28 protein-coding genes and 1 riboswitch are annotated in these 26,223 nt (G+C 73.5%); of the genes, 21 read left to right on the forward strand and 7 right to left on the reverse strand.

Features of this window, described 5'->3' with window-relative positions:
* On the forward strand, positions 1-699 hold a 699-nt coding region (locus BXY45_RS13945), incomplete at its 5' end, for a dioxygenase family protein (protein WP_109775218.1).
* Positions 700-1,006: 307 nt separating this feature from the next.
* Here the strand turns inward: BXY45_RS13945 and BXY45_RS13955 are convergent.
* Positions 1,007-1,948 carry a LysR family transcriptional regulator gene (locus BXY45_RS13955; protein WP_109775129.1) on the reverse strand — a complete coding sequence of 314 codons (942 nt, stop codon included), beginning with the start codon at positions 1,946-1,948 and terminating at the stop codon, positions 1,007-1,009.
* 80 nt (positions 1,949-2,028) lie between these two features.
* On the opposite strand from BXY45_RS13955, the gene BXY45_RS13960 reads away from it, so the two are divergent.
* The 3 genes from BXY45_RS13960 to BXY45_RS13970 all read left to right on the forward strand — a co-directional run bounded on the left by BXY45_RS13960 (position 2,029) and on the right by BXY45_RS13970 (position 4,636).
* Positions 2,029-3,228, forward strand: a complete 1,200-nt coding sequence (locus BXY45_RS13960; protein WP_109775130.1) for a thiolase family protein — start codon at positions 2,029-2,031, stop codon at positions 3,226-3,228.
* 62 nt (positions 3,229-3,290) lie between these two features.
* A complete protein-coding gene (locus tag BXY45_RS13965; RefSeq protein ID WP_342799561.1) occupies positions 3,291-3,950 on the forward strand; it encodes a 3-oxoacid CoA-transferase subunit A in 660 nt (219 codons plus the stop codon).
* Between the two features lie 44 nt (positions 3,951-3,994).
* Positions 3,995-4,636, forward strand: coding sequence for a 3-oxoacid CoA-transferase subunit B (locus BXY45_RS13970; protein WP_109775220.1), 642 nt, complete (start codon positions 3,995-3,997; stop codon positions 4,634-4,636).
* Between the two features lie 213 nt (positions 4,637-4,849).
* Here BXY45_RS13970 and BXY45_RS13975 read toward each other — a convergent pair whose 3' ends face one another.
* Positions 4,850-5,767, reverse strand: coding sequence for a LysR family transcriptional regulator (locus tag BXY45_RS13975; RefSeq protein ID WP_109775131.1), 918 nt, complete (start codon positions 5,765-5,767; stop codon positions 4,850-4,852).
* 159 nt (positions 5,768-5,926) lie between these two features.
* Here BXY45_RS13975 and BXY45_RS13980 point away from each other — a divergent pair, with 159 nt between their 5' ends.
* From BXY45_RS13980 to BXY45_RS13995, 4 genes are all read left to right on the forward strand, one after another.
* Positions 5,927-6,994: a YeiH family protein gene (locus BXY45_RS13980; RefSeq protein WP_109775132.1), complete on the forward strand. Its 1,068-nt coding sequence runs from the start codon at positions 5,927-5,929 to the stop codon at positions 6,992-6,994.
* 103 nt (positions 6,995-7,097) lie between these two features.
* Positions 7,098-7,174, forward strand: a riboswitch (Fluoride riboswitch).
* Positions 7,175-7,192: 18 nt separating this feature from the next.
* Entirely contained in the window at positions 7,193-7,726 is a 534-nt protein-coding gene (locus tag BXY45_RS13985) for a universal stress protein (protein WP_170131519.1), read from the forward strand.
* Positions 7,727-7,767: 41 nt separating this feature from the next.
* Positions 7,768-8,223, forward strand: coding sequence for a fluoride efflux transporter FluC (locus BXY45_RS13990; RefSeq protein WP_211319572.1), 456 nt, complete (start codon positions 7,768-7,770; stop codon positions 8,221-8,223).
* Complete coding sequence (locus BXY45_RS13995) at positions 8,220-8,600, forward strand: fluoride efflux transporter FluC (protein ID WP_109775134.1); 381 nt, start codon at positions 8,220-8,222, stop codon at positions 8,598-8,600. The genes BXY45_RS13990 and BXY45_RS13995 overlap by 4 nt, the downstream gene beginning before the upstream one ends.
* Before the next feature lie 249 nt (positions 8,601-8,849).
* Here BXY45_RS13995 and BXY45_RS14000 read toward each other — a convergent pair whose 3' ends face one another.
* Complete coding sequence (locus BXY45_RS14000) at positions 8,850-10,277, reverse strand: MBL fold metallo-hydrolase (protein ID WP_109775135.1); 1,428 nt, start codon at positions 10,275-10,277, stop codon at positions 8,850-8,852.
* A 140-nt stretch (positions 10,278-10,417) separates the two neighbouring features.
* On the opposite strand from BXY45_RS14000, the gene BXY45_RS14005 reads away from it, so the two are divergent.
* The 4 genes from BXY45_RS14005 to BXY45_RS14020 all read left to right on the forward strand — a co-directional run bounded on the left by BXY45_RS14005 (position 10,418) and on the right by BXY45_RS14020 (position 13,213).
* A complete protein-coding gene (locus BXY45_RS14005) occupies positions 10,418-11,002 on the forward strand; it encodes a rhodanese-like domain-containing protein (RefSeq protein WP_109775136.1) in 585 nt (194 codons plus the stop codon).
* Positions 10,999-11,871: a GntR family transcriptional regulator gene (locus BXY45_RS14010; protein ID WP_109775137.1), complete on the forward strand. Its 873-nt coding sequence runs from the start codon at positions 10,999-11,001 to the stop codon at positions 11,869-11,871. The genes BXY45_RS14005 and BXY45_RS14010 overlap by 4 nt, the downstream gene beginning before the upstream one ends.
* Positions 11,868-12,233 carry a rhodanese-like domain-containing protein gene (locus tag BXY45_RS14015; RefSeq protein WP_109775138.1) on the forward strand — a complete coding sequence of 122 codons (366 nt, stop codon included), beginning with the start codon at positions 11,868-11,870 and terminating at the stop codon, positions 12,231-12,233. The genes BXY45_RS14010 and BXY45_RS14015 overlap by 4 nt, the downstream gene beginning before the upstream one ends.
* A gap of 65 nt (positions 12,234-12,298) precedes the next feature.
* Entirely contained in the window at positions 12,299-13,213 is a 915-nt protein-coding gene (locus BXY45_RS14020) for a sulfite exporter TauE/SafE family protein (protein ID WP_109775139.1), read from the forward strand.
* Positions 13,214-13,636: 423 nt separating this feature from the next.
* On the opposite strand, the gene BXY45_RS14025 is transcribed toward BXY45_RS14020, so the two are convergent.
* From BXY45_RS14025 to BXY45_RS14040, 4 genes are read right to left on the reverse strand one after another with little or no spacing between them, the layout of a single operon-like run.
* Positions 13,637-13,945, reverse strand: coding sequence for a hypothetical protein (locus tag BXY45_RS14025; RefSeq protein ID WP_109775140.1), 309 nt, complete (start codon positions 13,943-13,945; stop codon positions 13,637-13,639).
* 50 nt (positions 13,946-13,995) lie between these two features.
* Positions 13,996-15,354: a hypothetical protein gene (locus BXY45_RS14030; protein ID WP_146211204.1), complete on the reverse strand. Its 1,359-nt coding sequence runs from the start codon at positions 15,352-15,354 to the stop codon at positions 13,996-13,998.
* A 58-nt stretch (positions 15,355-15,412) separates the two neighbouring features.
* A complete protein-coding gene (locus tag BXY45_RS14035) occupies positions 15,413-16,696 on the reverse strand; it encodes a hypothetical protein (RefSeq protein ID WP_109775143.1) in 1,284 nt (427 codons plus the stop codon).
* Entirely contained in the window at positions 16,693-17,067 is a 375-nt protein-coding gene (locus tag BXY45_RS14040) for a hypothetical protein (protein WP_109775144.1), read from the reverse strand. Before BXY45_RS14040 ends, BXY45_RS14035 begins: the two co-directional genes overlap by 4 nt.
* 180 nt (positions 17,068-17,247) lie before the next feature.
* Here BXY45_RS14040 and BXY45_RS14045 point away from each other — a divergent pair, with 180 nt between their 5' ends.
* From BXY45_RS14045 to BXY45_RS24865, 9 genes are all read left to right on the forward strand, one after another.
* Positions 17,248-17,814: a hypothetical protein gene (locus tag BXY45_RS14045; RefSeq protein ID WP_109775145.1), complete on the forward strand. Its 567-nt coding sequence runs from the start codon at positions 17,248-17,250 to the stop codon at positions 17,812-17,814.
* Positions 17,811-18,080: a hypothetical protein gene (locus BXY45_RS14050; RefSeq protein WP_109775146.1), complete on the forward strand. Its 270-nt coding sequence runs from the start codon at positions 17,811-17,813 to the stop codon at positions 18,078-18,080. The genes BXY45_RS14045 and BXY45_RS14050 overlap by 4 nt, the downstream gene beginning before the upstream one ends.
* A gap of 1 nt (position 18,081) precedes the next feature.
* Positions 18,082-18,933: a DUF8175 domain-containg protein gene (locus BXY45_RS14055; protein ID WP_146211205.1), complete on the forward strand. Its 852-nt coding sequence runs from the start codon at positions 18,082-18,084 to the stop codon at positions 18,931-18,933.
* Complete coding sequence (locus tag BXY45_RS14060) at positions 18,933-20,198, forward strand: hypothetical protein (RefSeq protein WP_109775148.1); 1,266 nt, start codon at positions 18,933-18,935, stop codon at positions 20,196-20,198. Before BXY45_RS14055 ends, BXY45_RS14060 begins: the two co-directional genes overlap by 1 nt.
* Positions 20,195-21,754, forward strand: a complete 1,560-nt coding sequence (locus tag BXY45_RS14065; RefSeq protein ID WP_109775149.1) for an SCO6880 family protein — start codon at positions 20,195-20,197, stop codon at positions 21,752-21,754. Before BXY45_RS14060 ends, BXY45_RS14065 begins: the two co-directional genes overlap by 4 nt.
* Entirely contained in the window at positions 21,751-23,325 is a 1,575-nt protein-coding gene (locus tag BXY45_RS14070) for a hypothetical protein (protein WP_211319573.1), read from the forward strand. The genes BXY45_RS14065 and BXY45_RS14070 overlap by 4 nt, the downstream gene beginning before the upstream one ends.
* 154 nt (positions 23,326-23,479) lie before the next feature.
* Positions 23,480-23,722, forward strand: a complete 243-nt coding sequence (locus tag BXY45_RS14075; protein WP_146211206.1) for a hypothetical protein — start codon at positions 23,480-23,482, stop codon at positions 23,720-23,722.
* Between the two features lie 216 nt (positions 23,723-23,938).
* Positions 23,939-25,684 (forward strand): type IV secretory system conjugative DNA transfer family protein, encoded by a 1,746-nt coding sequence (locus BXY45_RS14080; protein WP_146211207.1) that lies wholly within the window; start codon positions 23,939-23,941, stop codon positions 25,682-25,684.
* 5 nt (positions 25,685-25,689) lie between these two features.
* Positions 25,690-26,103, forward strand: a complete 414-nt coding sequence (locus tag BXY45_RS24865) for a DUF4913 domain-containing protein (RefSeq protein ID WP_170131520.1) — start codon at positions 25,690-25,692, stop codon at positions 26,101-26,103.
* The last annotated feature ends 120 nt before the right edge of the window (positions 26,104-26,223 follow it).

Consider the following 26,223-nt stretch of genomic DNA (forward strand, 5'->3'; position numbering starts at 1 on the left):
CAGAGCGTTAGCAACTCCATGATGTGGAGGGCCCCGTGCCCGCTCGCAACTCCAGCGGGTCACTCGCCAAGATCGCACCTACTGGCGGACGCTCTTAACAACGAGGCGTACCGCAACGCCACCGAGGCGACCGTCTTCGGGCCCTTCTTCGTCGACGAGGCCCCGCAGGTGGAGGCCGGCGGCGACATCGCAGCGGGGGCTCCCGGCGAGCCCGCCTGGGTGGAGGGGACCGTGCGCGACGTCGACGGCAACCCCCTGCCCGGTGCGCGCATCGAGGTGTGGGAGGCCGACGAGGAGGGCCTCTACGACGTGCAGCACGACGACGGCCGCACCTACGGCCGCGGTCGGCTGGTGGCCGACGACGACGGCGGGTACCGCTTCTGGGGGCTGTTCCCCACCCCGTACCCGATCCCCGACGACGGACCGGTGGGCGACCTCCTGGCGGCCACTGGACGCTCGCCGCTGCGCGCTTCCCACCTGCACTTCATGGTCTCCGCGCCGGGCTGCCGCACCCTGGTGACGCACATCTTTGTGCGCGGTGACGAGCTGCTCGAGCGCGACTCGGTGTTCGGGGTGAAGGAGTCGCTGGTCCACGACTGGGAGCACCACTCCGCCGGCACGCCGACCCCTGACGGACGCGACCTCGACGGGCGGGGCTGGGCGAGCACGCGGTTCGACGTCGTCCTCGCCCCCCTTTGACCCGTGTACGTGGCCGCCCCCTGTCGATGGCGGGTCCGTCGTTCCGGCGACGCGATGAGGCGGCGCTGGCGCGTGCTGGTCGGGGGGTCCCTCTGGAGGGCCGCGAGGTGGTGCTCGACCCCGGCGAGCCGCACCTCAGCAGGATCCTCAGCCAGACCGGCACCGGTCCTGCGTGGGCGGTGCTGGACCGCCGCCTCGAAGTGGCGCACCGACTCCTGCGCGGCCCGGGACGGCCCGCCGTATCAGCGGTGGCCGCGCGCTGCCGCTCCGTCTCTACCTCGCACCCCTCACCGGTCTTCCGCGAGTGCTACGGGGTCCCACCGGCGGAAGCGTGCTCCGTCGGTGGTTCCTGAGGGGCGCAGTGAGCGTCCCGGGCGGTACGGCGGACGACGTCCGCGACGTGCTGGACCATTGGCGCTGGTGAGGCCCGGTGGGCGAGGGCGAGCGGCACCTCCACGGGCGCGCCGGCGAGGGGGCGGTAGACCACCCCGTCCAGGCGCAACGCCCGCACGGCGTCGGGCACCAGGCCGAAGCCCAGGCCCGCCGCCACGAGCGCCACGAGCGTGCCGGTCTCCCCCACCTCGATGACCTCCGGCTCGAAGCCGGCGGCGCGGCAGGCGTCCAGCACCAGCGGCTGCAGGGTGGACCGCCGGCCCGACGGGTGCGCGACGAGCGGCTCGCCCGCGAGGTCGCCCAACCGCACCTCCGGCTGCGCTGCCAGCCGGTGCGCCGCCGGCAGCGCCACCACGAGCGCCTCGCGGCGCATCTCCTCCACCACCAGCCCGGCGGGAGCCGGCCCGGAGGGCCGCAGGACGGCGAGGTCGAGCTCGTCGACGAGCACGCGGTCGAGCAGCGCAGGCGCGAGCACCTCTCCGCGGAGCACGAGCTCCACGCCCGGCAGCTCCGCGCGCACGCGGCGGGCGACGCTGGGGAGCAGCGCGTAGGTCGCCGTCCCCACGAACCCCAGCCTGACGCGCCCGGCCCGGCCCGCGGTCACCAGGGCGAGGTCGGCAGCGGTCCTGTCGAGGGTGGACAGCACCTGCAGCGCACGCTCCTGCAGCAGCCGGCCCGCAGCGGTCACCTCCACCCGCCGGGTGGACCTATCGAGCAGCCGGGCTCCCACCTGCTGCTCCAGCTGCTTGAGCTGCTGCGAGAGCGCGGGCTGGGCCAGGTGCAGGCGCGCGGCGGCGCGGCCGAAGTGCTGCTCCTCGGCGAGGACGACGAACGACCTCAGCAGGCGGGTCTCCACCCCTCATTGATGCACACGGCTTCTCAGTGGAGCCAGATCTCGTCTTGGACGTCTATCGATCGGCCTCCTAGCGTGGATCCATGCCCTCGGCCCACCTCTACGCCAGCGCGCGCACGCCGTTCGGCCGGTTCGGCGGCGCGCTGGCCGGCGCCCGCCCCGACGACCTCGCCGCCACGGCGCTCACCGCCGCTCTGGCCAAGGCCCCCGCCCTGGAGCCGACCCGCATCGACGAGGTCGTCTGGGGCTGCGCCAACCAGGCCGGTGAGGACAACCGCAACGTCGGCCGCATGGCCGTGCTGCTCGCCGGGCTGCCCACCTCCGTACCCGCGACCACCGTCAACCGGCTGTGCGGTTCCTCCCTGGACGCCGCCGCGCTCGCCTCGCGCGGCATCGAGACGGGAGACGCCGACGTCGTCGTGGCCGGGGGCGTGGAGTCGATGTCGCGCGCGCCGTGGGTACTGCCCAAGCCCGAGCGGGCCTACCCCGCCGGCGACGTCACGGCGTCGTCGACGACGCTCGGCTGGCGCCTGGTCAACCCGAGGATGCCGAGCGAGTGGACCGCCTCGCTCGGGGAGTGCAACGAGCAGCTGGCGCAGCGCCTCGGCATCGGCCGCGAGCGGCAGGACGCGTTCGCCGCCCGCTCCCACCAGCTCGCCGCGGCGGCGTGGGCCGACGGCTTCTTCGACGACCTCGTGGTCGGCGTGGACGGCGTGGACCTGCCGCGCGACGAGTGCGTCCGCGACGGCTCCACCCCGCAGACCCTGGCCAGGCTGACGCCGTCCTTCCGCAGTCCCGCCGACGGCGGCACCATCACCGCCGGCAACGCCAGCCCGCTGACCGACGGCGCCGCGGCCCTGCTCATCGGTTCCGAGTCCGCGGCGAGCGCCCTCGGAGTCGCTCCCCTGGCCCGCATCGCCGGCCGCGGCGCCCACGCCCTCGACCCGCAGGACTTCGGGCTCGCCCCGGTCGAGGCGGCGAACAAGGCCCTCGCCCGCGCCGGGATCACCTGGTCCGACGTCGGCGCCGTCGAGCTCAACGAGGCCTTCGCGGTGCAGTCGCTCGCCTGCCTGGACGCGTGGGACGTCGACCCCGACATCGTCAACACCCGCGGCGGCGCCATCGCCCTCGGCCACCCCCTCGGCGCCTCCGGCGCACGGCTGCTGGGAACGCTCGCCGCGGTGCTGCGCGAGCGCGACGCCCGCTGGGGCGTGGCGGCGCTGTGCATCGGCGTGGGCCAGGGCCTGGCCGTGGTGCTGGAGAACCAGGAGGCCAGCCGGTGAGCCGCACGCAGTTCCACACCGCTGCCGGTGGCACCACCGCCGCCGAGGCCGCCGACGCCGCGCTGTCCGCGTCGGGCGTCGCGTCCGGCATGACCGTGCTCGTCGGCGGGTTCGGGATGGCCGGCATGCCGGTGGCCCTGGTCGACGCGCTCATCCGCCACGGCGCCGACGAGCTCACCGTGGTCAGCAACAACGCCGGCAACGGCGACACCGGCCTGGCCGCGCTGCTCGCCGCCGGGCGGGTGCGCAAGGTCATCTGCTCCTTTCCCCGCCAGTCCGACTCGTGGGTCTTCGACGGGCTGTACCGCGCCGGCCGCCTCGAGCTGGAGGTGGTGCCGCAGGGGACGCTGGCCGAGCGGATGCGCGCCGCGGGCGCCGGGATCGGCGGCTTCTTCTGCCCCACCGGTGCCGGCACGCTGCTGGCGGAGGGCAAGGAGACGCGGGTGATCGACGGCCGCGAGCACGTGCTGGAGATGCCGCTGCGCGGCGACGTCGCCCTCATCGGGGCCCACCGCGCCGACCGCGCCGGGAACCTCGTCTACCGCAAGACCGCCCGCAACTTCGGGCCCGTCATGGCGACGGCGGCCGCCACCACCGTCGTCCAGGTGGGCGGCGTGGTCGAGGTGGGAGCGCTCGACCCGGAGGCGGTGGTAACCCCGGCGATCTACGTCGACCACGTGGTCGACCTGCGCAGCACCAGCGGCGAGGAGCACGCGGCGTGAGCACCGTCGAGCACACCGACCGCGGACCGCTGTCCCGCGAGGAGATGGCCGCCGTCGTCGCCCGCGACATCCCGGACGGCTCCTACGTCAACCTCGGCATCGGCCAGCCCACCACCGTCGCCGCGCACCTGCGCCCCGGCAGCGGCGTGGTGCTGCACACCGAGAACGGGATGCTCGGGATGGGCCCCGTCGTGACCGGCGACGACGCCGACCCCGACCTGACCAACGCCGGCAAGCAGCCCGTCTCGGAGCTGCCCGGTGCCTCCTACTTCCACCACGCCGACTCCTTCGCCATGATGCGCGGCGGTCACCTGGACGTCTGCGTGCTGGGCGCCTACCAGGTCTCCGCGAGCGGAGACCTGGCCAACTGGCACACCGGGGCCCCCGACGCGATCCCCGCCGTCGGCGGGGCCATGGACCTGGCCACCGGCGCCAAGGACGTGCTGGTGATGATGACGCTGTTCGCCAAGGACGGGAGCCCCAAGCTCGTCCCGGCGTGCACGTACCCGCTGACCGGCGTCGGCTGCGTGAGCCGCGTCTACACCGAGGTCGCGCTCTTCGACGTCAGCGGAGACGACGTCGTGGTGCTGGAAACGTGGGGGGAGAGCGTCGCAGAACTGGTTGACCGCCTCCAGCTGAGGATCGCCCGCGCGACGCGACCTCGGGGTCCTGGCCGGCTCCGGTAGGGCAGACAGGCACCGCCGACCGTTTGCCTTGGCGTACCTCGCGGCTCGACGGCGCTCGATGCCGCTGTCCGTCGCAGAGGGGATCGCTGCTCATGCCGATGACCGCCCGCCTCACTGCTCGTCACGGCGCGTCGGCGCTCGAGATCGTCATCCGTCGCAGATGGGATCGCTTTTCGAACTGGGCCGACGTCTTCTTGGAGACGTCGCGGTTGCTCATGTCCGTGGTGCTGGACCGGCAAGGGCCAGCAGGTCCCGGGCGGGACCGCTGGGGCGCTGCCCGTGCGGCCACACCGCCCGCAGCGCTCGGGCCAGGTCCACACCACTGACCGCGACCTGGGCGAGACGACCAGCCGCCACATCATCGCGCACGGCGTGCTCGCTGAGCACCGCCGGACCGGCGCCGCTGGCCACGGCCGCGCGGATCGCGCTGGCGGTGGACAGCTCCAGCAGCGGCGCCGCCCCGGCCGGCTCACCCAGGGCTGCGTGCAGCGCGGTCTCCAGGGCTGCTCGGGTGCCGGAGGTGGGCTCGCGCTGCACCAGCCGGGTCGTAGCCAGCTCAGTCGCGCCCACCGGGGAGCGGCGCCGCGCCCAGGGGTGCTCAGGAGCGACGACGACGACCAGCCGGTCGCGGGCGACCGCACGCGCGTCCAGTCCGGCGGGGACGTCGGGTCCCTCGACGAACCCCAGCTCAGCCTCCCCGGTGAGCACTGCAGCGGCGACCTCCACGGAGTTCATCGCCCGCAGGCTCACCTGCGTCTGGGGGCGCTGCTGGGCCAGACGCACCAACCATCCCGGCAGGAGGTGCTCGGCCACGGTCATGCTGGCCGCTACCCGCAGGCGGCTTGCGCCCTGCCCGCGCAGCGAGCTGGCGCCCGCGTCCAGCGCATGCGCGGCTGCGAGCACCTGCTCGGCCCAGCCCGCCACCAGCTCCCCGGCCGGGGTGAGGGTGGAGCCTCGGGGGCCGCGGACGACCAGTGGCACGCCGATGAGCTGCTCGATGGTGCGGATGCGGGCTGAGACCGCGGGCTGGCTGATGCCATGCGCAGCCGCGGCCCGTCCCAGGCTTCCGGTGGCGACCACGCGCAGCAGCAGCTGCAGGGAGTCGAGGTCAGGGACCCGTTCCAGCGCCACCCGCTCACGCTAGCCGCCCGACCGCGGACCCATCAGGCGCGCTGATGGGTGCAGCAGCACGAGCCCACTACTGCCCGACCCGGCGCCGCACCACGGTGGTGGGAACGGCGAGGACGACAGCGACAACAGCGACGACGGCGACACGGGAGCAACACCAACATGGGCACCGCAGGAGCAGGCGAGAGCGCAGGAGCAAGCAGCACCACGACCAGCACCACGACCAGCACCACGACACCGCGCAGGGGCGCGGACCTGCTGCCGGGGCTGGCCGTGGTCGCGGGCGCCACGGGACTCTCCTTCGCCGCCGCCCACGCGCTGCCGGGACTGAACGCCTCCACCGCGGCGGTGGTGCTGGGCGCGGTGCTGGCCAACGCCGGCCTGCACCGCGCGGCGCTGCGCCCAGGGACGGCGTTCGCCGCCCGGCGCCTTCTGCGGATCGCGGTGGTGCTGCTGGGCCTGCAGCTGGCCCTGCCGCAACTGGCAGCGCTGGGCCTGAGCGGGCTGGCAGTGGTCGTGGTAACCGTGGCGGTCACCTTCACCGGCACCCGCCTGATCGGCCGCTGGCTGGGGGTCCCGCCCGCCCGCGCCCTGCTGGTGGCCACCGGGTTCTCCATCTGCGGTGCCTCGGCGGTGGCAGCGATGAAGGACGTCGCCGACGGTGATGAGGACGACACCGCGGTCGCGATCGCGCTGGTGACCCTGTGCGGGAGCCTGGCGATCGTGTTGCTGCCGCTGCTGCGCGGGCCGCTGGGGCTGGACCCGGCGGCGTTCGGGTCATGGGTGGGCGCCAGCGTCCACGACGTCGGTCAGACGGTGGCCACCGCAGACCGGGTGCCGGGGGCGCTGACGGCGGCGGTGGTGGTCAAGCTCAGCCGGGTGGTGCTGCTGGCGCCGCTGGTGGCTGGTGTGGCCCTGGCGCGCAGCCGCCGGCTCGCAGCGCAGGGGGTGGTGGCCGGCGGGCGTCGTCCTCCGCTGGTGCCGCTGTTCGTGGTGGGGTTCCTGGCCGCGATCGCGCTGACCAGCACCGGGTGGGTTCCGGCCGGGGTGCTGGCGGCGGCGAAGACGGTGCAGGAGGTGCTGCTGGTGGCGGCGCTGGTGGGGTTGGGCACGGGCATCCACGTGGCGGTGCTGCGGCGCACCGGGGGACGGGCGCTGGTGCTGGGCCTGGCCTCGTGGGTGCTGGTGGCGGGGGTGGCCTACGCGGGGGTGCGTCTGCTCGGCACCTGAGCCCTGCTGTGGGCAAGCACCCAGGAGATGGCGGTGAGCCGTACGGGCGCTCGGGACGGGGGTCCTCAGGTCTCGCGGGCGAGCGTGCACCGGGCGGCAGTAGGCTTGTTGCGGCGATGGATCCCGCCGGGGCTGTGCACCAGCCCGAACCGCCACTCGGCTGATGGTTCCTGTCCGCTGGACGTGGGCAGGAGGACCATGTCTTCATCACCGATCCACACCTCGACCGACCACCGCGACCTGCGGTCCGACGTCGTCGTCGGCGTCCTTCCCGGCCAGTCCCCGCGGGTGCTGCGCGAAGCTGCAGCCCTGGCCCATGACCTCGACGGCTCGCTCCTCGCGGTGCACGTGGACACCACGCGCTACCGCCGCAGGGGCCCCGACGGCGAGGAGAACTGGTTCTCCATCGACCCCGACGGCGGTGGGGGTGAGGACGATGACGGCAGCCAGGAACGCACTGACCTCGACGACCTCGTGCGAGCGGCCGCCGGTGAGGTGCCTGTCACGACAGTGCACGTCACTGGTGACCCGGCTCGCGAGCTCGCGGCGGCGGCTGAGCGCGTCGACGCGCGAGTGGTCGTGGTAGGCGCCGGTGCGGGGGGCTGGCGAGCAGCGATGGGTGAGGTCTTCAGCGGTTCGGTCGCGGTGCGCCTGGCCCACCACCAGCGCCGCCCGGTGCTCGTGGTGCCCCGCGACGACGACGACACGCAGGATGTGGCGGCGCGGTGGTGACCCCGCCCAGCAGCCCACAGCCCCAGCCACAACCGCAGCCGGTGGACCCCGACTCGGAGGTCACCGCGGCTGAGCGGACCGCCCGGCGGCCGCTGCACCTGCAGCCACGGCTGATCGTGTGGGTCGCCTCCGGAGGTGTCCTGGGGGCCGCCGCCCGGATCGGGGTGATCCACCTGAGCCCGGCGCCGGCGGGGTTCCCCCTGGCCACCTTCGTGGTCAACGTCGTCGGCGCCTTCGTGCTGGGACTGCTGCTGCAGGGGCTGTCCGATGCCGGGCCCGATGAGGGACGCCGCCGGTTGGCGCGGCTGTGGGCGGGCACGGGGTTCTGCGGGGCGTTCACCACCTACAGCTCCTTCGCCGTGGACACCGATGAGCTGCTGCGCGCCGGCCAGCTCGGCCTGGCGCTGGCCTACGTGGCCGCCACGCTGATGCTGGGAGCGGCGGCCACCCTGGCCGGTGTGGCCGCAGCTGGGCTGCGCCGGAGGCGGTCGGTGTGACCGAGCTCCTCGCAGCGCTGGCCGGTGGGGCGGGTGCTGCTGCGCGGTTCGTCGTCGACGGCGCGTTCACCGCGTTCGTGGACCGTCGCGGTGGGTCGGTGCTGCCGTGGGCCACCACCCTGATCAACGTCACGGGGTCCTTCGCCCTGGGGGTGGTCGTGGGGCTGGTCACCGTCGGCGGCGCGCCGAGCGCGGTGGCGCTGATCTTGGGGACGGGGTTCCTGGGTGGATACACCACGTTCTCCACCGCCTCCTTCGAGACGGTGCGCCTGGCCCGGCAGGGCCGGTGGCGGGCGGCGGGGGTGCACCTCGTGGTGATGGTGTCGGGGACGCTGCTGGCGGCGGCTGCGGGACTGTCCTTGGTGGTGGTGTTCTGACATGGACGCGGTCCCGCCCCACGACGGATGCGGTCGAGCGCAGCCGTGTCAACCCGTCTCGCCTAGCGACCGCTGACCGTCCGCCTCGGCGCGCTTCGTGGTGCACCGACGGGCGAGGCGGCCGTGCGTCGCAGATGGGATCGCTATCCGAGCCGCCCTGAAGCTTGCCTTGACCGCTCTTCCGTGCAGCCGGACATGGCTGAGGACTTCACCGACCAGCCATCCGGCCGGTCGATGAAGCCCTCGCGGTCAGCGGGTGCCGGTGCCCACCAGCTGGTGCCGCCAGGCGCTCCACCCGGCGTAGCTGCCCTCCAGCTGGACCACGCGGTGACCAGCGCGGCGCAGGGCGCTGGCCACGACGGCGTTGCGCATCCCGGACTGGCAGTAGGTGACCACCGGGGTGCCGGAGGCGGGGTCGGGCAGCTCGTCGGTGTGCCACAGCGCCCGCCCACCGGACAGCTGCGTGGAACCGGGGACGTGGCCGGCGGCGTGCTCCGTGCGGTTGCGCACGTCCACGACCGCGGCGCCCGTGGCGGCGACGAAGTCCTCCAGCGCCGCGGGGCTGACGGTCTCGGCGGGGACGAGGTCGAGCCCGTCCAGGGTGGTGGTGTAGCCGGTCAGGGCGTCCACCCCGACGCGCACGAAGTGGGCGCGCAGCTCCTCGGCGGCCTGCTCGTCAGCGGCCAGGGCCACCAGCGGGCGGTGCTCTGTAGCGGGGTCGTAGACCCACGCGACGTAGCTGGCGGCCTTCGCGGGGCCGGGAACGTGCAGCGCACCTGCCGGTGAGCCGGCGCGCACGGCGGCGGCGTCGCGGGTGTCGACCAGGATCGCCTCGTCAGCGGCCAGCCTGGCGGCGAGCGCCTCACCTTCGATGCGCTCCAGCGCCGGCAGCGGGCCCAGGACGGCGGGGCCCTCGCGGTTCTCGTGCTTCATGCGGGCGAAGTAGGCGTGGGCGTCGGGCTGGCCCTCGAGCAGCTCGGCGACGAACCCGGCCTCGTCGTCCTCAGCCAGGTAGCGAGCCCACCAGGCGTACAGGCGCTCGTAGCCGACGGTGGTGGAGGCCACCGCGCCCAGGGCCTTGCCGCACGCCGAACCGGAGCCGTGGGCGGGGTGGACCTGGACGTGGTCGGGCAGGGACAGGAAGACGCGCTTGAGGCTGGCGAACAGGTCCTTGGCGCCCTGGTAGCGGGTGTCGACGCCGCCGGCGGCCTCGTCGAGCAGGTCCGGGCGCCCCAGGTCCCCGGCGAAGACGAGGTCTCCGGAGAGCAGGTAGCCGGGGGCGTCGGCGAAGGCGCCGTCGGTGAGGGTGAAGACGAGGTGCTCAGGGGTGTGCCCGGGGGTGTGGCGGGCCTGCAGGACCAGGTTGCCGATGCGCAGCTGGTCTCCGTCGTGCAGGCGCTCGGCAGCGAAGCCGTACTGCCAGTCGGTGCCGCCCTCGCCGGAGACGTGGGCGGTGGCGCCGGTGGCGGCGGCCAGCTCGCGGGTGCCGGAGAGGTAGTCGGCGTGGATGTGGGTCTCGGTGACGGCGGTGATGCGCATGCCGTGCCTGGTGGCCAGATCCAGGTAGTCGGCGATGTCGCGGCGGGGGTCGACCACGACGGCCTCGCCGGTCTTCTGGCAGCCGATGAAGTAGCTCGCCTGGGCCAGGTCCTCGTCGTAGAGCCTCTCGAGCAGCACGGGTTCCTCCTGTGGTTCCGGTCAGCGGGTGGGGCCGCTGGTTGCACTGGTCCTATCCTGTACGTACATTTGCCTCCAGCGCAAGGTGCGTACATTTCATTCCAGTCCGCACCGCCCCACCGACGAAGGGATCCGCTCCGATGACCACCCGCACCCCGGCCACCCGCCTGCACCCTGCCCACCTGCGCGCCGACGCGCTCTCCGACCACCTCGTGCTGGACGTGCGCACCGAGGCCGAGTTCGCGACCGGCAGCCTGCCCGGGGCGCACAACACCCCCCTGGACTGCCTCGAGCAGGCCCTGGCCGACCTCGAGCTGGTGCTCGACCAGCGCGACGTCGTCCTGGTCTGCCGCTCCGGGGCCCGCGCGCAGCGCGCAGCCGACGCCCTGGCGACCTCCGGTGCCAGCTCGCTGAAGGTCCTGGACGGCGGGCTGGAGGCAGCCTCCAGCGCCGTCCAGGGCGCTGGCACCTCGCAGGCGGTCCCCTCGGTCGGCTGGTCCACTCCCGCCTCCGAGGCCGGCTGGGGCATGGAGCGCCAGGTGCGTCTGGTGGCCGGCAGCGTCGTGGCCGCCAGCATCATCGCCAGCATCTGGAAGCCCAAGGCCCGCTTCGTGGCCGGTGGCATCGGCGCGGGCTTGACCTTCGCGGCGCTCAGCGGTACCTGCGCGATGGGCGCGGCCCTGGGCCGCCTGCCCTTCAACCGGCCTCGCGCGCCTCGCGCATGAGCACTCCTGCCTCGCCTTCTCGCCGTGACCAGGACGCCGTCCTTCCCGAGCGGGGCAGCGGCACCCCGGTCTGGGCCCAGGTCCAGGCCGACGTGCGCCGCCGCCTGGACGCCGGAGCCTTCGCCGACGGCGTGCCCGGTGAGAACGCCCTGGCCGAGGAGTACGGCGTCTCCCGCCAGACCGTGCGCCAGGCGCTGCGTCCCCTGCGGGAGGCCGGCGCCCTGACCGCCGAGCGCGGACGCACCTCCCGGGCGGTCGGCATCACCCAGCCCATGGGAGCGCTGTACAGCCTGTTCGCCTCCGTGCGCGCCACCGGCATGACCCAGCGCAGCCGGGTCCTGGCCCTGGACGTCGTCACCGACCCCACCGCCAGCGCCGCCCTTGGCCTGCCCACCGACGCCGAGCTGGTGCACCTGCGGCGGGTGCGCCTGGCCGACGACGTGCCCCTGGCCTTGGACGAGGCTTGGCTGCCGGCGGAGCGCACCCGCGCGCTGCTGCAGGCGGACTTCACCGAGACCGCCCTGTACGACGAGCTGGCCCGCCACTGCGGCATCCACGTGCGCGGCGGCGCCGAGCACCTGCACGCCGTGGTCCTCACCCCGGCCGAGGCGGCGCTGCTCGGCGTCGCCCCCGGCAGCGCAGCGTTCCTGGTTGAGCGCCTGGGGTGCTCTGAGGGCACGCCCGTGGAGCACCGCCGGTCCCTGGTGCGCGCGGACAGGTTCAGCGTCAGCGCCCACTTCGCGCCCAGCTCGGGCTACCAGTTCCAGTTCGACGCCGACCCCCTGGCTGACCGTCCCGACCGTCCTGACGGCCCGGCCGCCGACCCCGCCCACCACCACGCCCCCACCCTCCGAGAGGCCCTGCCATGACCGGTCCCGCCCACCGCCCCGCCCCCCAGCCGCTTGTGTCCGCGCGCACGGCCGCCGGCCTCGTGGCCGACGGCGCGCTGCTCGTCGACGTCCGCGAGGACGACGAGTGGGCCGCCGGGCACGCCCCCGACGCCGTGCACGTCCCGCTGGGGACCATCACCGCCGGTCAGCGCCCCACCCGGGTCCCCGACGGCGTCGACGTCGTCGTGGTGTGCCGCTCGGGCCGGCGCTCGGCGCAGGCCGCCGACCGCCTGGCAGCAGCCGGTGTGGTCGTGCGCGACCTCGACGGCGGCATGCAGGCCTGGCAGGACGCCGGGCTGCCCGTCCGCACCGATAGCGGCGCCCCCGGCACCGTCGCCTGAGCCACTCACCTGCGACCGCCCCGCCACACCCTCTCGACGCCTCACCAGACCGGAAGGACAGACCGATGACCGCTGCGCTGATCGCCGTCGCCCTTGGGGTGGCCGTCGGCCTGGTCCTGGGGGTGCTGGGAGGAGGCGGGGCGATCCTGACGGTGCCCGCGCTGGTGTACCTGCTGGGCATGCCCGCCGCTGAGGCCACCACCGCGAGCCTGGTCATCGTCGGGGTCGCCGCAGCCACCAGCAGCCTGACCCACGCCCGTGCCGGGGCGGTGCGCTGGGGGACAGCGCTGGTCTTCGTCGGTGTCGGTGTACCCGCCACCGTGGCGGGAGCGGCGCTGAACCACCGAGCGCCCGCGGCGGTGGTGCTGGTCAGCTTCGCGGTGGTGATGCTGGCTTCGGCGGCGGCGATGGTCCACCGGACTCTGAAGCGCCCCGCGTCCCCAGCTGTTGTTCGGCCGCTGGCCCCGGCTGGCTGGGTGAGTACCGCGGGAGGCGGGCTCGTAGCTGACGGCGCTGTCGGCGCAGAAGGCGCTGGAGGTGCGGTGGCCGTGCGCGCACCAGCAGCGCCGCCTCGCACACCTGCCCGTCAACCGCTCACGGCCCGGCGCCGCAGGGCGGTTCAGGTCGCCTTCGCGGGGCTGGTGGTCGGTCTGCTGACGGGGTTCCTGGGCGTCGGTGGGGGCTTCGTCATCGTGCCCGCGTTGGTGCTGGTGCTGGGGCTGTCGATGCCGGTGGCGGTGGGCACCTCGCTGGTGGTCGTCGCGCTGAACTCGGGGGTGTCCCTGCTAGCGCGTGCCGGCACCGCGCACTTCGACTGGACGGTCATCGTGCCCTTCACCGTGGGGGCGGTGGCGGCCTCGTTCGCGGGCCGGCCGCTGGCGGCGCGGCTTTCCCCTCGCGCCGCGAGCCTGTCCTTCGCTGGGCTGCTCGTGCTGGTCGCGGTCTACATCCTGCTGCAGTCCACGGGCGTCCTTGCCTGATCCCGGACTGCTCTGCGGGTTGCGCCCCGCCTCACCTTCGGAAACCGAAGGGTGTGTCGCACGGGGACCGCTGAGCGGGCGGGCCAGACGCCGTCGGGCCGGCTCGTCGCACCACGTGCTCAAGTCGCATTTGCCCTGTTCGGTGGTCCGTCTCACCTGGGTGCGTTGCACGACACAGCGCGAAGCGCCCGGGCCGCCTGGGTGACGGGCGCCGCCACCCAGGAACGTGCCGCTCCAGGGTCAACCCGACCGCTTGCTCCAGTTTCCCTCCGTGGCTGGTCTCCGGTGAAGGACCACCACCGATGACCCGCCTCAACCGCCGTCGGGACGCGCCCCGGGCGTCGCGTGGTGAGCCGCTGCACCAACCGGCCGACCGCGCAGGAGGCGCCGCTCCCCAGCGGGGATCGGCGCCTCATGCAGGCGTCATGACAATGGCGGCGCACTCGACTGTGGGCTCTCGTAGGGCACCAGCTGCTCGGCATCAAGCCACTGCTGCATCAGCTCCTGCCGAGGAGAGGTGTACGCGACGTAGATCTGCCAGCCGGCCCCTACCCGGCGCCGGTCCACGACGATCCCCGGGTAGTCAGCCTCCGATCCGGCCACCCACACGAACGGGTTGCCCGGCGGGCGCCGCAGGCGCATCGCCTTCTCCGCCGCCAGCCGTCGTTCGGTGTTGGCGGCGACGAGCCACGCGGGCAGCGGTGCACCCTTCTTCGCCATCCCTCCGGCCACGGGCGCGATGCTCGCCCCTGCCTCTGGCACCCAGACGGGCGCTGGAGGCGTCAGCTCTGCTCGAGGCGGTCCAGCAGCGCGTCCAGCCGCGCCACAAGCTCGTCGACCTCGGCCTGCGAGGCGGGAGTAGCCGCGCCCTTCGTCGGCGGGCTGGGCTCGGTAGTCGCGGTGGCGGTCCCGGTCATGGAGACCGCTGACTGCGGCTCCTCGCCCTCCGCTGCGGCTTCCGTGCTCGGCGACGAGGAGCCTTCGGCGGTGCGGTCACCCTCGGTCGAGGCGACGGCGTCCACGTACGCCTGCGCGGACGCGGGCATCCTCGTGTCGTCAGCGAAGAGCTGGAAGTTTCCGTCGTCCTGGGGGGCGTTGAAGAGGATCTCGTAGACCAGCTGCCCCGGCCCGTCACCGGCGTTCGCGGCGAACCAGTCGACCATCCCCGTCACGTACGCGCTCTCATCGCCCATCTCCGCGCGGCCAGACCACTCCGGCACCGCCAGCGGCACGCCCCACTCAGCGGCCTGCTCGCGGTAGGCGTCCAGCCCAATCGGAATGCCGTCCTCACCGCGGGCGTCGAGCTGGGCCTGGAACTCTTCATCGGAGGTGATGGTGGGCCAGCCGTTGTAGGTGTCCACGCCCAGCACGTCGGCCTGGCCGGCACCGGGCCAGGTGGTGCGCCAGTCCAGGTCGGTGCCTGAGCTGGTGACGTTGACGCCGTAGACGAGTCGCGCCTCAGGGAAGACCTCCTGCTGGATGGCGCGGTAACGCGCCCAGGCAGCCTTGAAGTCCTCGGCGTCTCGGGGGCCGACCGACCAGTTCCACCCGCCGAGGTTGAACTCGTGGAAGGGCCTGATGTACGTGGTGCCGCGGCCCTGGCGCAGCTCGGCCATGCGCGTCAGGGACTCTCGCCAGCGGTCGTCGTAGGCGCCGTCGGCGGCTGCGGTCCAGGTGTCGCCGTCCTGCAGCCCGCCGGGGGCGATGTCGATGGCGCCGTCGAAGTCGGCGACCTCTCCGCCGGGGGCGATGGAGTACAGCTGGGTCTGGTTGTCGCCCTGGTCGGCCCAGGTGCCGACGATGTCGACGGGGTCTCCGCGCCACTTACCGAGAGCGCCGTCGGCGGCGCCGTCGCCAGAGGCTCCGGAGAGCCAGGTCTGGCCGTCGCTCGCCTGAGCCGGGGGGACCGTCGGTTCGGTGGGTGACGCAGTTCCCGCACCCGTCGTCGTCGTGGTGCTCGTCGGCTCCGACGTCGTGTCGGATGCCGACGTCGTAGACGCGGTCGGCGCCGGATCGGACGCCGGGTTGGTCGCGGCGAGGGCGACGCCGGTGGCGCTGCACAGGAGCGTCAGCGCTCCGATCGTCACGACGACGGGCCTGGCGCGCCGTGCGGCAGGGGTGGGCTGGCGGTGTCTGGGCATGGCGATGTCTTCCTGGTCGGGTGGGGTGTGGATGGGTGGAGGTGGAGCGGTGAGGCGCTCAGGCCATGACGTGCCCGCGGCTGGCCGTCTGGGCCATCGCGGGCTGCGGTGCCGAGAGCGCCATGAGGGCCGCGGGGCGCGTGAGGAGGTCGAGCGCGGTCTCGCCGAGGGTGAGCAGCGGACCGATGCGTGGGTGGTCGAGCCGGTCGGCCCGGTGCCAGGTCTGCGCGGTCTCGTCGTGGTTCCACTGCGCGGTGAGCCAGCGACGTTCGTCGACCTGGTTGCGCACGCAGGAGCTGACCGCGTGGACGCTGTAGAGCAGCGTGGCGGTTTGGTCCGCGACGAGGTCGACCCGCTGCGGCAGCCCGCGCCGCGCCTCCGGCAGAGAGAACCCGAGGGCGCGCAGGCACTCATTGACCTGTAGCAGCGCGCGCGGATCAGCCGGTTCGATGCTGCCGATGTCCTTGCGAAGCGCCGGGGCGGCTCCCTGGAGGCTGAGGCGGAGCTCGGTGAGCCGTCGGCCCGTGTCGAAGGTGGACGGGTCGGCGGTGGCGCGCCAGAGCGCTGCGCAGTCCTTGCCGAGCGCTGCGGCGATCCGCTCCTGCCCGCGCAGCACCAGGTGCAGGTGTGCCGGGCTGACGTGCGTTCCGGCGTCGAGCAGTGACATGAGGCGTGCGAGGCCGCGGGGCACGTCGGCTGGGTTCCGCATCGGCATCACGTCGAGCCTGCGCACGGGGACGGCGACGTCGGCGCGCCAGGCCGGAAGGTCGTCGCGAGCCAGGTGACGCAGCGTGGCCTCTGCACTGGCGCGCAGGCCGTGGACGGCCTCGGAGGTGAGCGCCTTGGCGACGTCGGGTCGTCCGCTCGCCGTCGCGGCCGTCGCCAGGCGCTGGTCGAGGTGGCTGACGCTGAGCGCCAGCACGGTGGCGTCGGCGACGACGGTCCTCACCGCGGGGCCCATCGGCCTGCTCGAGCTGGCGTCCCACTGCGCCTGCACCAGGCTCGCCTGCGTGGCGACCCGCTCCCAGCGCTCCGCAGGCGACCCGGGGGCGGCCAGGCGAGCCACATCCATCGGCGATCGCGTCGCCTCGGGGGTGGGGTGACGGGCCAGGTGCCAGGCCAGGCCGTGGGCGGGCTTGGTCTCGGCGTCGACCAGCGTCGGGCGCGTGCCCTCGCGCAGCCGGGTCCCCCAGAACAGCAGGTCGCGGGTCAGGGCGATGACGGCGGAGCGGCCGTGCAGGGCCGCGTCGACGTCGAGGTCGTTCGCGACGGCCGGGCCGCGCCGTGCGTAGAGCTGCGCCAGCTGGCTGGTGAGGTCGCCGAGGGTGTCGGCGACGTTCACGGCTGCCCGCTCGGCACGTCACTCGACACGGTGCTGGGCATGTCGAGGCAGGAGGTGATGACCTCCAGCGCCATGAGTCCGCGGGCGCGCGCGTGTGCTTCCTCGGCGGTGTGGACGACGGCGACGACAGCGCTGATCGCCTCGTCGACCAGAACGGCGCCGCGGGCGCCCACGCCGTCACCGCTGGCGGGATTCGACAGCGGAAAGACGTCGTCGAGGTGAGCGAGAGCAACCTCGGCGCGAGCCTGCTCGCCCTCGCAGCGGGCGTGCTCGACGAGCGCGGCGAGGACGCCCCGAGCGGCCTGAAGGGCCTCGTCCGCGGATGGGCTCTCGGTCAGCTCGGCGGTCTCGGAGGTGGCGGGGGTCGTCATGGCGGGCCTCGGCTTTCCACAGGGTGTTTCCACAGGTGGGCAGGGCGGAGTGCGCCATCCACAGGTCGCGGTAGTCGCTGGCTGGGACGGCTCGGGGCGCGTGACATCGCCGTAGTGGCGTTGTAGCATCCGGTCATCAACTCATGTGAATGAGGTGCCTGTCTAGTGACAACCACAGTGATGACGACCGCGGCTACCGACGCCGCGGCGCCACCGATCCCCACGCCCACCGACGGCCCCAGCAGCACCCCTGCGCAGTCAGCGGCGAAGGCTCCGACGACCGACGTCGTGCTGGTCAGCGCCCACGGCGGCAGCGGCGCCAGCACCCTGGCCGCCCACCTGCCCGAGACCTACCGCGAGGTCGACCTCACCCCCGTCGCGGTGCACGGCACCGCCCACTGCGTCGTCGTCGCCACCGCGACCGTCGACGGCGTCATCGCCGCAACCCACGCCGTCCGGCGCCTGACCAGCGTCACGTCGGCACCCGCCATCCACCTCGCCCTGGTGCGCGACGGCCGCGGGCAGGAGCCCCTTGGCGCCCGAGCCCGGGTGCGCGCGCTCAGCGTCTTCGTCGCCTCCATCACCGAGGTCCCCCACGTCCAGCGGTGGCGCTACGAGGCCCACGACCAGCGCAGCCCGTCTGGCGCATACACCAAGGCCGTCACCCGCCTCGTGGCCGCCGTCGAACCGGCCCCCGTCGCTACGAGCCGAGCTCAGCGACGCCAGCAGATGGGAGCCACCGCATGAGCTGGCTGCTGACCGCCGCCATTCCGAATCCCGCACCGGTGGCCCCACCAGGGCTCGGCGAGGCGGTCAACACCCTGCTGGGCTGGCTGAAGTGGGGTGGCCTCGTCGCCGGGGTCGCCGGCCTCCTCGTCTGCGCGATCATGATGATGATCGGACGGCGCAACCGCTCCGCCGTCGCCGCCGACGGCGCCGCGGGCATCCCCTGGGTGCTCGGCGGCCTGACCGTCATCGCCTTCTCGGCCGCCATCGTCGGGGCGGTGGTCTGACGTGCCGACCCCGCTCGTGCCACCACCACGGCGAACCCCCGGGGCTCCCCGCCCCGGCTCGGTGACCTACGCCCGCGCCCACGACCCGGCCCGGCAGCGGGCCCGGCGACGGCGCACGCAGATCGCCGTCCTCGGGGTCATCGCCATCGTCTTCCCCGCCACAGCCCTATCGGCCTGGAACGTCCTGCGCGACGGCGAGAGCGCGAGCAGTGGCCCTCCGGCCATCGAGCAGAGCGCCGCGCCGGACCCCTCCGGGCAGTCCCCGGCGCCGACTTCCAGCAGTGACCTGACTTGGGTCGACCACGACGGCACACCGCTGCCCGTCTCCGCGACCGCAGGCCCGACGCGGCAGGACGGCCCCCTCGACGTCGGCTACGCCGACACCGACCTCGGCGCCGCCGTCGCCGCCCTGAACATCTCCTATGCCGCCAGCGCCGCAGCCCGACCGGAGGTCTTCCGCGCCGCGCTCGACCGCCAGGTCACCGGCCCCGGCCGCGACGCGCTCGAGGTCTACGTCGAGCGCGACTACGCCGGGTCGCGCGTCGCGGCGGGCCTACCCGATGGCGCAGTCCTGCCCGCCGGCGACGGGACCGCCGTCGGCTACCGGGTCACCGCGCTGCCTGCCGGAAACCGGCACGTCCAGCTCGTGGTCACCGCACCTGCAGCCGACGGCTCGCCGCAGGTCTTCAGCGCCGACGTCGTCATGACCTGGTCAGGCGGCGACTGGAAGCTCGTGGCCCCTACCGAGGGAACGTGGGACAGCGCCATCTCCCAGCTGTCCGAAGTCCCCGGCGACCTCGTCAGGTTCGACCCTCCCCAGCCCGCCCCTGCCTCGCTCGGCGGTGACGACTGATGGCCTGCACCCTGACCGACCCCGCCGGTTGCGTCGTCGGCGCCGTCGCGGACGCTGCCACTGCCAGCCTGGGCAACTCCTTCGCCGATGCCATGCGCGAGGGCGCCACCTGGGTCATCAAGACCACCATCGGCTGGTGGGTCGAGGTGCCGGCCATCGACGTCACGAACTCACCCGCCCTGGCCATCCGCGACGACGTCTGGTGGCTCTCGCTGGTCATCGCCGCAGCAGGCGTGACCTGGCAGGGCCTGCGCATGGCCATCACCCACCGCCTCGACCCGCTCCTGGACATCGGGCGGGGCCTGGTGACCCTCGCGCTGTGGGCCGCCGTCGGGATCACCGGCTCCGCCCTCGCGCTGCGCGCCGGGGACGACTTCTCCTCCTGGATGCTCGACCGCGCCGCCAGCGGGCAGGTCGTCGAGCGTCTGGTCTCCCTGGCTGGGCTGCAGGGCATCAACTCCGCCGGCGCGGCCATCGTCATCGGGTTGCTCGTCATGCTGGCTGGCCTCATCCAGGCGGTGCTGATGATGTTCCGCGAAGGCGCCGTCGTCGTCCTGGCCGGGCTGCTCGTGCTGGCCGCTGCCGGCAACGTCACCGGCTACGGACGCCCGTGGCTGGGCAAGGTGCTCGCCTGGATGCTGGCGCTGATCGCCTACAAGCCCGTCGCGGCCCTCGTGTACGCCGTCGCGCTACGCATGACTGCCGGACCCGAGGGGTCGACGCAGACGGGCGGTGACCCGCGCACCGTCATCGTCGGGCTGTCGATGATCGTCATGAGTGTCGTGGCGCTGCCCGTACTCATGCGCTTCTTCAGCTGGGCCACCGGCGACGGCGGCGGCCCGAGCCGCGGCCTGTCGACAACGCTGTCGCTGGCTGCCGCGGGCGCCCAGGGCATTTCGGCGCTACGGGGCTCGGGCTCGGGCTCCGGCGGTGACGCGGGCACCCATGCCACGCAGATGAAGTCCGACCTGGGTCCGGCAGCGACGTCCGTCTACGCGGCCCCCGGCAGCTCCGGTGGTGGGCCGGGCGGTGCGGCCAGCGGTGCCGCCTCCAACACCGCGGCGTCGTCCACGGCATCCGGCGCCAGCGCTGCATCCACGGCGGCGGGCGGCTCGTCGGCAGGTGCTGCCGCGGGAACCGGCGCGGCAGGGGGCGTCGCCGGTGCAGGCGTCGCCGCCACCAAGGGCGCCTACGACGCGACCGTCGCCGCCAGCCACACCGCCGGCGGCGCCATGACCAACACCTCCGCAGGAGAGAACCGATGAGCACGACCACAGCTACGCGCCCGCACACGACGACGTCGGTGTCGGTGTCGTCGGCGCAGCCACCACGCACCTACGGCGGCTGGCGCCGCACCCACGGCATCGGCCTGTTCGGCCTCGGCGCCGTCGCCACCGCCGTCGTCCTGGCCTGCGTCGTGCTTCCGCTGCTGGCGCTGAGCACGTCCGTGCGAGCCGGGCTCGTCGTCGCGCTGCCCTGCGCCCTGGTCGCGGCGCTGACGGTGGCGCGCTTCGACGGCGCGCCGCTGACCGACGTCGTCCTGCGCCGTGGGCAGTTCGCCTGGGCGCGGATGCGCGGTTACACCAGCCTGCGGTCAGGCGTCGTCGTCGAGCACCCCTCCGCCTGGCAGCTGCCAGGGGCGCTGGCCACCACGCGGCTGCTGTCGGTCGCCGACGGCCGCGGCGGGCAGTTCGGGCTGGTGCACGACGAGCGCACCGGCATGCTCACCGCCACGCTGCGCTGCGCGTCGTCCTCGACCTGGCTGGTCGACAGCGACGCCGCCGACGGCTGGGTCGCCTCCTGGCACTCCTGGCTGGCCTCGCGCGGCTTCGACCCGCTGGTGGCCTGGGTCGCCGTCACCGTCGACACCGCGCCCGAGCCGGGCTCGACGCTGGCCCGCAACGTCGCCTCCCGCTTGCACCCGGACGCCCCGGCCGACGTCCTCGCGCTGGTGCGCGAGTTGGTCCTGCGCTCGCCCGCGGCCGCTGCCGACGTCGACACCCGCGTCTCCATCACCTTCGACCCCTCCCGCGCCGGCGAGCGGCTGCCCGACCTCGCGGACCGCACGGCCGAGGTCGCGCGTGCCCTGACCGGCATGGAGGCCGCACTGGGGGAGTGCGGCGTCACCGTGCTCGGCCGGGCCAGCGCCGGCGAGCTCGCCGGCACCGTGCGCACCGCCTTCGATCCCGCCAGCCGCGGCGACGTCAACGCCCTGCTCGACGACGCCCTGCCCTCCTCCTCCGGCGTGGGCACCTGCCCGCTGCTGGCCTGGGGCGAGGCCGGCCCGGTGGCCGCCGAGGACAGCTGGGGCACCTACCGCCATGACTCCGGCACCTCGGTCTCCTGGGCCTGGCACGAGGCACCCCGCCAGCAGGTCACCGCCAACGTGCTCACCCGACTGCTCTCCCCGGGGCGGTTCCCTCGTCGGGTCACGCTGCTGTTCCGTCCGCTGCCCGCAGGTGCAGCCGCCCGCGTGCTGGAGAGCCAGGTCAACGCCGCTGCCTTCCGCGACGCCTACCGGCGCAGCCAGGGCCGCGACGCGACGGCCCGTGACGTCGCCGACCGTGAGCGCGCCGTGGCCGCCGCCCGCGAGGAGGCACTCGGCGCCGGAGTCGTGCTGGTGAGCCTGTACGTCACGACGACGGTGCTGGACAGCGACGACAAGACGACGCTGGCCGCCGCGATCGCCGACACCGAGGCCCGTGCCGACCAGTCGAAGGTCCGGCTGCGCCGGCTGTGGGGCTCCCAGGCCCTCGGCTTCGCGACCACGCTGCCCGCGGGGCTGCACCCCGCGCACGTCGCCGGGCGGGTGCTCGCATGAGCCGCGCCGTCCGTCGAGAGAGCAGGACGACGACGAGGGCGGCCCGCGCGGCAGCTCGTCCGGTGCTGCCCGACGTCGTCGCCCCCGCCTGGGGCTGGCGCGACCGCGGCGCCGGCCGCCTCGCCCACGCTGGCGTCGCCCCGGAGTACCAGGCCACCACCGTGCAGGCCTGCGGCCTGTTCCCCTTCGTCGCCGGCTCCGGGGCTCCGTCGGTCGGAGTGCCGTTCGGGCGCCACATGATGTGGGGTGAGGTCGTCTGCCTGGACCCCTTCGCCTGGCTCGAGGCCGGCCTGGTCACCAACCGCGGGCTGACCCTGCTCGGCCAGCCCGGCACCGGCAAGTCCGCCGCGCTGAAGCGTCTGGCTCGCGGGCTCATGGCCTTCGGTGTGCGGCCGCTGTTCCTCGGCGACCTGAAGCCGGACTACTCCGCCGTCGTCGAGGCCGCCGGCGGGCAGGTCATCCGCGTCGGACGCGGCCTGGACCGCATCAACCCCCTGGACGCTGGACCGCTGGGCTCTGCACTGAGCCAGCTCAGCGGGGAGGCCGCCGACCGGCTGCGCATGGAGGTCCGCGGACGGCGCCTGTCGGCGACCCTCGCACTGTGCTCCCTGGTGCGCCGCCACGGCGGGATGACCAACGGCGAGGAGGTGGTCCTGGGCGCTGCCGTCGACCTGCTCACCGACCGCAAGCCCCGCGGCCGCCTCCCCGCCGGGATGACCGCGGCGCAGCGACGCGAGCTGTCGCCGACGATCCCCGAGGTGCTGAAGGTGGTCCGGGAGGGGCCCGACCGGCTCGTGGCCGCTGCTGAGCTGGACGACCACGACGCCTACCGCGCCGAGACCAAGGAGCTGCGCCAGACGCTGGCGCTGCTGTGCGAGGGATCGCTGAAGGGCGTCTTCGACGGGCCGACGACGCAGCCCATCGACCTGGATGCACCGGCGGTCAGCGTCGACATCTCCGCAGTCGCCGCCTCCGGGGACACCCTGGTGGCCGCAGCGATGCTGTCGACCTGGTCCTACGGCTTCGCCGTCATCGACGCCTCCACGGCGCTGGCCGAGGCCGGGCTCGCGCCTCGGCGGAAGTACTTCGCCGTCATGGACGAGCTGTGGCGCGCGCTGCGCGGAGCACCCGGGCTGGTCGACCACGCCGACGCCCTGACCCGGGTCTACCGGGGCCGAGACGTCGCGCACGCGATGGCGACGCACTCCTTGGACGACCTCTCGGCGCTGCCGACTGAGGAGGACCGGGCCAAGGCCCGCGGGTTCGTCGAGCGCAACGCCGTCACCGTGCTTGCCGGGCTGCCGCCGCGCGAGCTGGACGCCGTCTCGGCGGTGGTTCCCCTGTCGGACAAGGAGCGGGCGATGGTCGCCTCCTGGTCGGCGCCGGAGTCCTGGCAGGCCGGCGCTCGCCACCCTGGGCGGGGGAAGTACCTCATCAAGACCGGGCAGCGGGTCGGCATCCCGGTGGAGTTGGAATTCGTCGGTGACGAGGCTCGGCTGTACGACACCGACAGCGCTGTCCGCCCCACCGGCAGGCCGACGTCGGTCGACGAGCCGGCGCTCCTCCGTTGAGGGCCATGTGGAGTGACCGCGGCTACTTCGAGGCCCGGGCGCGCTGCGAGCCGCTTGCCCCGCCGTTGCGCCGGACGGGCGACACGCCTCGCCGGCGCTGCACCCACGAGAGTACTGTTGCTTGCAACATGCAAATACTACGGAGGGAATCGTTTTGCACATCCACGAACTTTTCGGCGGGCTTAATGTGGCGGAGATTCCGTCTGTCAAACTCGTTGAGGTCGTCGACGACTGTGAGCACTGCGGAGGCCCGCATCTGCGTCGCTCCGCCGTCTTCACCGACCCCGTCACCGGTTCTGTGCTGTCGCAGCTTCACGATGGGGACCTGGAGCGCCACGAGCACGACATGGCGGTCGAGGCGGCTCAGGCCGTTCGCGACACGGTCGACGCCGCGTAGCGGACTCTTTGGGCGCGCGGGGGGCCATGCAGGTTCCCCGCCCACCCGGTGGCACTCGGCTCAGGGCCTCGGTGCCATAACGATCATGAGCTGCGGCGCGATGGTGTCGTGCTCAACGCCAGCGCGCCCGAGCACTCTGGGCGGCAGGGCGCTGAGAGCCTCGCACTCGTCGCAGGGTCGTGGCTGGCTGTTCGGTCGCCAGCGCGGGCTGTGCGCGTGGCTCGCGTCCTAGAGCCCCGTGGTGCCGCAGCGCCAGGGCTGGGCCTGCCGATGGCGCTGCTGGGTGTGGTGTGGGGCGTCGTCGGGCTCGCCTGGCTGGTGCGGTTGGCCGGGACATCGGCGTCTTGGCTCGCCGGGAACGGGTGGATCTCGCCGCCGTTCGGCGTCGACTTCGTACGGCTCTTGGTTGGCGACGGCGTCCAGGCCGTGTGGCCGGGGACGCCGACCTGGACCGTCGTCATCGTGAGCCTTCTGCTCATCGCCGTCGTGACTGCGGCTGGAATCGCGCTCACGGTCCTGGGGCGGCGAGTGCTCGTCCCGGCCCAGGGGCTCGCGCAGGCGCACGAGGTGTCGCCCCTCACCCCGGCTGCCGCGAAGGAACGGGCGCGGCGCCTGCGCCAGTCGCTGGCGGATCAGGCGGACCGTGACGTCGCTGCCGACGACGTCGGCCTCGCACTGGGAGTCCTGATGCCGCGCGGTCCGCGGCTGCGGGCCTCCTGGGAGGACGTGCTGCTAGCGGTCATGGCCCCCCGGGCCGGCAAGACGACGACACTGACGGTGCCGATCGTCCGCAACGCCCCCGGCCCGGTGTTGGCGACCTCGATCAAGCCGGACCTGTGGGAGGCCACCGCCGAGGAGCGCACCGCCTCGACCGGGGAGCGGGTGTGGGTTTTCGACCCGCAGGGAGTCACCGGGCGGGAGCAGGCGATGTGGTGGAACCCGCTGCGCGCAGTGACCACGGTGGAGGAGGCGACTCGGCTGGCCGGGCACTTCATCACCGAGATCCGCGGTGATAGGGACGGGCGGGACTTCTGGTCTAGCGCCGCCCATGACCTGCTGGCCAACCTCCTGCTGGCCGCCGCGCTGTCGGAGCGGTCGCTTCCGGAGGTCTATGAGTGGCTCACCGAGCCCGCTGTCCCGACGGCGGCAAACCTCCTACGCGGGCACGGCCACCACGCGGCGGCCGCTGCGATTGTGGGGCGGCAGAACGGCGCGGTCGAGACCCGCGACGGCGTCTACGAGACCGCGCGCACCGCTGCCTCGGCACTGCGGGATCCGGTCATCATGCGCTGGTTGGTGCCGCCGCGGATCAGCGGCGCCACGGGCTGTGAGGAGCTCGATACCGCGGCGTTCGTCTCCTCACGGCAGACACTGCACCTGCTGTCCAAGAACGGCGCCGGGACCGCCGCCCCGCTGGTCGCAGCCCTGGTCGATCGGCTGATGCACGACGGCATCCGCGCCGCGGAGCGCTCGCCCGGCGCGCGACTGGACCCTCCGCTCGTCGTCGTACTCGATGAGGCAGCCAACATCTGCAAGATCTCCGATCTACCCGACCTGTACTCACACCTCGGGTCGCGAGGCGTCGTACCGCTGACAGTGCTGCAGTCCTACCGCCAAGGCGTCCGGGTATGGGGTGAGGCTGGAATGGACTCGCTGTGGTCGGCTGCCACGGTGAAGCTGGTAGGCGCCGGGATCGACGACGCAAAGTTCGCCGAGGACGTCAGCCGCCTGGTAGGTGAGCACGACGTCGCGGTGCGCTCCTACGCCGACGGCAGCGGCGACGGCAGCCGACGCGCGTCGCGGTCGGTGACGACGTCATTAAGGCGACAGCGACTGCTCCCGCCAGAGGACCTGCGGGCGATGCCCAAGGGTACGGCGTTGGTGCTGGCAACAGGCCTGCGCGTAGCCCAGGTGCGCTTGGAGCCGTACTACGAAACCCCGGCTCGGCGGGGCGACAATTGAGCGGTGTGAGCAGCGAGCGGTGGCAGGCCGAGGTCGATTCTCGTTTAGCGCGGCTGGAGCTGCAGGCAGACGAGGCTGAGCTCGCCTACGAGGGCCTCAGCGTCCGTCCGAGCGCCGCGGGAAGCGATGAGACGGACTACGCTAACCTGGACGATTGGGTCAACGGCTACTTCTGCGCCACCTTCTCCCGGCCCCTAGGCGGAGAATTTCGGTGGTGCTCTCAGTGGCGAGAGCACCGTGAGGCCGTCGTGCGACTGGAGGCCCTGTGGTGCTCGTGGAGGGCGCTCCGCCGTGACCCTGCGTTGGGCATGGCCACGTGGTTACACCAGTTCCTCGACCCTCAAATAACCATGCTGATGGCTCCTCGAGGGACATTTGCTCACTGTTCTATCACTAAGCATGAAAGCTTTACCGCCTGAAGTCTGCACATGCAGGATTCGGATAGTGCTACGTCCGGATAGTTTCACTTGTCCAGGGCTGGCTGCAAGGGCGGTGCATCACTGTGAGGCGTTCGGTCGCCCTGACCGAATATTGTGGAT

Origin of the sequence: Quadrisphaera granulorum, assembly GCF_003149145.1 — a bacterium.
GTDB lineage: Bacteria > Actinomycetota > Actinomycetes > Actinomycetales > Quadrisphaeraceae > Quadrisphaera > Quadrisphaera granulorum.